Origin of the sequence: Parablautia muri (assembly GCF_009917485.1) — a bacterium.
GTDB lineage: Bacteria > Bacillota > Clostridia > Lachnospirales > Lachnospiraceae > Suilimivivens > Suilimivivens muri.
In genome coordinates, this window is the sequence record NZ_QZDT01000115.1 from 1 (window position 1) to 3898 (window position 3898).

General features: G+C 41.6%; 5 protein-coding genes. All 5 read left to right on the top strand.

What is annotated here, in order from left to right; translation table 11 throughout:
* The first annotated feature begins 340 nt into the window (after positions 1–340).
* The 5 genes from D5281_RS24220 (at position 341) to D5281_RS24245 (ending at position 3776) form a co-directional block, all read left to right on the top strand.
* A complete protein-coding gene (locus tag D5281_RS24220; protein WP_160562433.1) occupies positions 341–979 on the top strand; it encodes a TetR/AcrR family transcriptional regulator in 639 nt (212 codons plus the stop codon).
* 97 nt (positions 980–1076) lie between these two features.
* The gene (locus D5281_RS24230; RefSeq protein WP_160562434.1) at positions 1077–1517 is read left to right on the top strand and encodes an FMN-binding protein; all 441 of its coding nucleotides are present in this window, start codon (positions 1077–1079) and stop codon (positions 1515–1517) included.
* A 28-nt stretch (positions 1518–1545) separates the two neighbouring features.
* Positions 1546–2388, top strand: a complete 843-nt coding sequence (locus D5281_RS24235) for a helix-turn-helix domain-containing protein (protein WP_160562435.1) — start codon at positions 1546–1548, stop codon at positions 2386–2388.
* Positions 2378–3370: a DMT family transporter gene (locus tag D5281_RS24240; RefSeq protein ID WP_160562436.1), complete on the top strand. Its 993-nt coding sequence runs from the start codon at positions 2378–2380 to the stop codon at positions 3368–3370. Before D5281_RS24235 ends, D5281_RS24240 begins: the two co-directional genes overlap by 11 nt.
* Complete coding sequence (locus D5281_RS24245) at positions 3354–3776, top strand: DUF2000 domain-containing protein (protein WP_160562437.1); 423 nt, start codon at positions 3354–3356, stop codon at positions 3774–3776. The genes D5281_RS24240 and D5281_RS24245 overlap by 17 nt, the downstream gene beginning before the upstream one ends.
* Positions 3777–3898 lie beyond the last annotated feature (122 nt).

Sequence of the window (3898 nt, forward strand, 5' to 3'; positions counted from 1 at the left end):
GAATGACATACAGGTACCTCCTTGAAATTGAAATGATAGTTCTGTTTTCAATTTCAAGGGCCGCTCTCGCTGCCTTTTAAAATACAATCAGCAGCGAGAGCGGCCGCACATTTTGGCCTCTGTGTCAATCCCTTTTGTGAAATTTAGTGATAAATTTGAGTTAGACCATAAGATGAGATTTTTCAATCGGCTAAACTTAATGATGTTGTTAGTGGATACTAACTTCAAGAATTGGAGGAAATTATATGGTTAAGATTACATTTGTATCGAACCTCATTGACAAGACAAACTGTCTTCTATATAATTAAACTATAAGTTTAATTAAAGCGGGGAGGAAGATATGGGACGAAGAAAGAAAGAGCCTAGAAGCGTACACCGGGAAAACATAGTGTCTGTGGCATCCGCATTGTTTATGGAAAAAGGAATTGCAGCAACTTCTATGGACGATATAGCGAAAGCAGCCGGATACAGCAAAGCAACACTATATGTGTATTTTGAAAATAAAGAGGATCTAGTCGGTATTTTAGTATTAAACAGTATGAAAAAACTTTATAACTATATATCCTCTGCGCTGGCAGAACACGAAACTACGAAAGCAAGATATCATTTTATTTGTCATGGATTGGTAAAGTATGAGGAGGAATTTCCTTTTTATTTTAGAATGGTGTTAGATAAAATTAATATTGACTTTGAGGATCATGACTATCTGCCGGAAGAAAAAGAAACCTATCAAATTGGGGAAGAAATAAATGAAAAGATAAAACATTTTTTATTATCTGGTATGGAAAAAGGGGATTTGCGGGATGATTTGGAAATTATGCCCGCTATATTTAACTTTTGGGGCATGCTTTCCGGTATCGTGCAGCTTGCTGCAAATAAAGAAGAATATATTAAAAAGTCAATGGGTTTATCAAAAAAACAGTTTTTGGAATATGGATTTTCTCTTGTCTATCATTCGATTGCGCTTAAGGAGAGATGATTTTGACTGAACCGATGGGAAAAGTCTTTTGCACAAATGCAAAGAACAAGAAAGAACTGTCTAAGCAGACAATTCAAAAGATTGAGAGGTATCTGAAATGAAAATAACCGGGAAAAAAATTCTGTTGTTTACAGTAGTTCTTCTTTCCCTTATTGGTTTGATTTTTGCGGCAATTTATCTGAAACGTGTGGCAGACTATAAAAAGGCAGTAAAAGAAACAACTTTTAGCGGCATAGATATTTGTAATATTCCTAACGGAATTTATGTTGGAGAATATGACGTGGATTTTGTTTATGCCAAAGTGGAAGTAACGGTTCGGAATGGAATAATCACAAACATTGATATTCTGGAACATCAAAACGGGCGCGGAGGACCTGCAGAAATTGTTGCGGACAGAATGATTGAAGAACAGAAAATAGATGTTGACATAGTAGCGGGGGCAACAAATTCAAGCATTGTCATAAAGAAAGCTGTTGAAAATGCCTTAAAGGGAGAAAATGAAGATATTATACAAGACGTAATGAAAAATAAGCGGTAAAATGGCCTTTGACAAGGAGGTAATTCACATGCAGAAAGAAACAAGAACAGTGGTATATGATGATGAATTAAGGGTTGAAGCTTACCGCTTTGAGGGAATCATACAGCCCTTTCCAAGTCATTTCCATGAGCATTATGTGATAGGGTTTGTGGAGAAGGGGGAGCGCATGCTTTCCTGCAGGGGCAGAGAATATGCCATAGCGGAAGGCAGTATCTTACTTTTCAATCCGGGAGAGAGCCATGCCTGTGTACAGAGTGACGGGGGGACATTTGATTACCGGGGGTTTAATATTCCAAAGGAGACCATGCTTGATCTGACGAAGGAAATTACGGGGCAACGGGAACTTCCGGGATTTTCGAAAAATGTTGTTTATGACGAGGAGGCAGTCTGTCATCTGCGCTCATTGCACGAAATGGTGATGAAAGGGACAGGGGAGTTTGGGAAGGAAGAAACCTTGCTGATCCTGCTTTCGCATCTTATCTGGAATTATGGGCAGCCTTTTGAAAATTGTACCCCAGAGTGCAGGAAGGAGATTGAAAAGGCCTGCGACTACATGGAGGAGCATTTCACGGAACGCATTTATTTGGACCAGATCTGCTGTTGTGCAGGGCTCAGCAAGTCAACGCTGCTGCGTGCCTTTACAAAAGAAAAGGGGGTTACGCCGTACCGTTACCTTGAGACAATCCGTATCAATGAAGCAAAAAAATTGTTGTCCCAGGGGCGCACGCCTGTGGAGGCGGCAATCAGGACAGGTTTTTCAGATCAGAGTCATTTTACGAATTATTTCAACCGGTTTATAGGACTTGCACCGGGGACTTACCGTGAAATATTCTCCGGAAAAGACGGGGATGGTGGAAAGAATGGAAAGTAGGAGATTAGCCGGACATCTGATGGCGCTGCTCACAATCATGATTTGGGGAACGACATTTATATCCACCAAAGTCCTGCTTACGGATTTCAGGCCGGTGGAAATCCTGTTCTTCCGTTTTGCCATGGGTTTTGTGATATTACTTTTGGTATGCCCCCACCGAATGAAAGGTGTGGATGGCAGGCAGGAAATGACTTTTGGGCTGGCAGGGCTGTGTGGGATATGCTTGTATTATTTGCTGGAGAACATTGCCCTTACATATACGTTGGCTTCCAATGTGGGTGTTATCATATCGATTGCACCATTTTTCACGGCGATACTGTCACACTTATTCCTGAAATCGGAAGGGAAGCTGCGGGCAAATTTCTTCATCGGTTTTGTGGTGGCAATGGCCGGTATTGCGCTTATTAGCTTTAACGGTTCCGGCATGGAACCGAACCCGGTGGGCGATATACTGGCAGTTCTTGCTGCTTTTGTGTGGGCGTGCTATTCCATACTGACAAGGAAGATTAGCGGATTTGGGTATCCGGTGATCCTTACCACACGAAGGACATTTTTTTATGGCATTCTTTTTATGGTTCCTGCATTATTCCTTTTTGATTTTGAAATGGCTCCGGAGCGGTTTGCCGATATGACGTATTTGCTGAATATTCTGTATCTGGGATTGGGGGTATCCGCGCTTTGCTTCGTCACATGGAATCTTGCGGTGAAGACGCTTGGGGCAGTGAAAACCAGCGTTTATATTTACATGGTTCCCGTTATAACAGTTGTGACATCCATTCTGGTGCTGAAAGAGCCGGTGACATGGGTGTCCGCTGTGGGGACGGTTCTGGCAGTCGTAGGGCTTTTTCTTTCTGAATATAGCGGAAAAAAGAAACAGAAAAATGGACGATGGATTTTTGCAGGGCATATCTTTACCGCTGCTATTAAAAAGAGGAGAAATTATCCAAAGAACAGGAGGGTGGAAAATGGATTTACAGAATGAGAAATGTGTTATGGTGATTGATGAAAACCTGCCGCTTGGTATGATAGCAAATACAGCGGCAATCATGGGTATCACGCTGGGGAAGCAGATGCCGGAGGTTGTGGGTGTAGATGTGTATGACAGGACGGGTAACGGGCATTTGGGGATTATTGAATTCCCGGTACCAATCTTAAAAGGAAATATAGAAGTGATTAAGGCGATTCGTGAAAAACTGTACGAACCGGAACTTGCGGATTTGACGGTGGTAGATTTTTCTGATCTGGCGCAGGGGTGCAAGACCTACGATGAGTTTATAGAAAAGATGAAGGGCATTTCAGAATCTGAACTAAATTATTTTGGGGTTGCCATCTGTGGCACCAAAAAGAAGGTAAACAAATTGACAGGAAGCATGGCATTATTGAGATAAAGAACATAGATGGAAGTATCGCAAGCAAAGCTTGCAGTATGCAGGGAGTATAAGTTTGAAACAAATAAGTAGAGGACAGCCAAGAAATAAAGGGCATAGCAATCAAACCATCTTAATAGGTG

Excerpts from the sequence above, each read along its gene's own strand:
- D5281_RS24240 (WP_160562436.1), top strand. The coding sequence starts at position 2,378 with ATGGAAAGTAGGAGATTAGCCGGACATCTGATGGCGCTGCTCACAATC.
- D5281_RS24235 (WP_160562435.1), top strand. The coding sequence starts at position 1,546 with ATGCAGAAAGAAACAAGAACAGTGGTATATGATGATGAATTAAGGGTT.
- D5281_RS24230 (WP_160562434.1), top strand. The coding sequence starts at position 1,077 with ATGAAAATAACCGGGAAAAAAATTCTGTTGTTTACAGTAGTTCTTCTT.
- D5281_RS24220 (WP_160562433.1), top strand. The coding sequence starts at position 341 with ATGGGACGAAGAAAGAAAGAGCCTAGAAGCGTACACCGGGAAAACATA.
- D5281_RS24245 (WP_160562437.1), top strand. The coding sequence starts at position 3,354 with ATGGATTTACAGAATGAGAAATGTGTTATGGTGATTGATGAAAACCTG.